Here is a 1588-nt window from a genome sequence, read left to right on the forward strand (position 1 = left end):
CGTAGCCTTTCCCGCCTCACCGCACACCAGAAGCTGAACGTATACCAGCCCAGGGGCCKTWATGCTGKCCGGAGTGGGTAACTTGAGGCCGCAACATTAGTTGTACCTAAAATACGCAAAGGCTCATCATTAGCGTATGGGCGGCAACCAGCCATGGGAGGCAGCGAATATGCGAACAATCGAACTCTGTGCGGCAGTCGCTCGGTCGATCGTGCCAACCAGCCTATCAGACGAGGTTTCCGTCGAACGCGACCCACACACCCAAGGTTCTCATAGCTGGCCCTCCTATTTCATGGCCGACAAAATGCGAACGCGGCCGTTAGGTTCCACAGCTCCCGGGCTGGTTATTTTCGTACAATTTCAGCGCCTCTTCACCTTCGGCGTGATCTCYTYSACCCGCACCTRGTCGCCGATTTCCTTTGCCATAGCCCACGCCTTCTCCCTGTCCTTGGTGGTCAGCACGGTGCGCCAATGCGGCTTCTCAAAAACGCTCACGATGTAGGTCGTCACTGGCTCGTCGGCCATCTCTCGTCCTTCGTCTCTCTTGCCCTCTCTCGTTCCAACAATCTGATGTAATAGGTTTCAAAGGCCTCACTGTTCCTCCGCTCCCTTCTCAGGAGATAGAAATACGGCAGCGCAAACGCCGAAACCATGACTATGCTAATCGCACCCGTCATATGGTTGCTGCCTGCAAGCCAACAAAAAGCGCCGACCACGCTGCCGGCTATCGCCGCCCCCGCCACACTTCCCCAGATAGGATCAAATCTTGGCGGCGGCGCAACCGTGTCTGCCCGTCGCCTGGCCTCGAAGCTAACGCGCGCAGCATCCAATCTGACAAATCCCCTTATCGAATGCACTTTAGCAACTTCTAATTAAATGGCTATCATCCAAAAGGTTGTATTCCGACAACTCTAGCGAGAGCGCTATTCTCATTGGTCGGCGCCGTTTCCCTCAAAGCGCCGCCGATAAAGGCTCGGCGCCCCTCTGGTTTGTTCAGTGTCAAAAGGAGGGTGCCGGGCCACAGACTGCTTCCTAGACCCAGAAATAGCGATCAGCGCTTCACCTTCGGCGTGATTTCTCCTTCGCCGCGCTGCCTTGATGCTAGCGCTACCCAACCGTAGGTGGCGGGCAAGGTCTATTCGGGCAAACCCGCATCTTTGTGCACAATCGCGTCGAGGATYGTTCGATRGAGGCTGTCGACCTYTTCGCCGATCTCGATCCCCCGAATTCCTACCACCGCCGCGTCAGCAACCAACTTGTGCGTGAGTTCGTCGACCGAAATGAAATCGGCCTTCGTCGTCTCGTGGACGTTGTTGGCAAACCATTGATCCAGGAAGTTTATTCCGTGTGTGCTCATTGGTCCATAATCTGCGCACGAATATTAGGTTCCGTATGTTGGCGCGATCGAGAAAGGAAAGCCAATGGCCGTAAGATCTCCCCCAACCGGTCCACCGTCGACTCTCCTCACCGCGCCGATCGAGCTTGCCGGCGACTGGGGCCGCATGCTTGAGGGCGCGGCCGATCAGGTTGTCGAGCGGATGCGGCATGCATGCCTTGACGGCGTCCGCCTGCTCTCCGACCGCCAGCC

The 1588-nt window shown here is 56.9% G+C and carries 2 protein-coding genes; both read right to left on the reverse strand.

Annotation, left to right across the window (positions count from 1 at the left end; genetic code table 11):
- Positions 1 to 360 precede the first annotated feature (360 nt).
- Positions 361 to 525, reverse strand: a complete 165-nt coding sequence (locus ACXJ7R_RS32125; protein ID WP_457155315.1) for a hypothetical protein — start codon at positions 523 to 525, stop codon at positions 361 to 363.
- 610 nt (positions 526 to 1135) lie between these two features.
- On the reverse strand, positions 1136 to 1357 hold the full coding sequence (locus ACXJ7R_RS32130; RefSeq protein WP_457155316.1) for a DUF768 domain-containing protein: 222 nt from the start codon (positions 1355 to 1357) through the stop codon (positions 1136 to 1138).
- Positions 1358 to 1588 lie beyond the last annotated feature (231 nt).

It is taken from the genome of Mesorhizobium sp. P5_C1 (assembly GCF_054049815.1).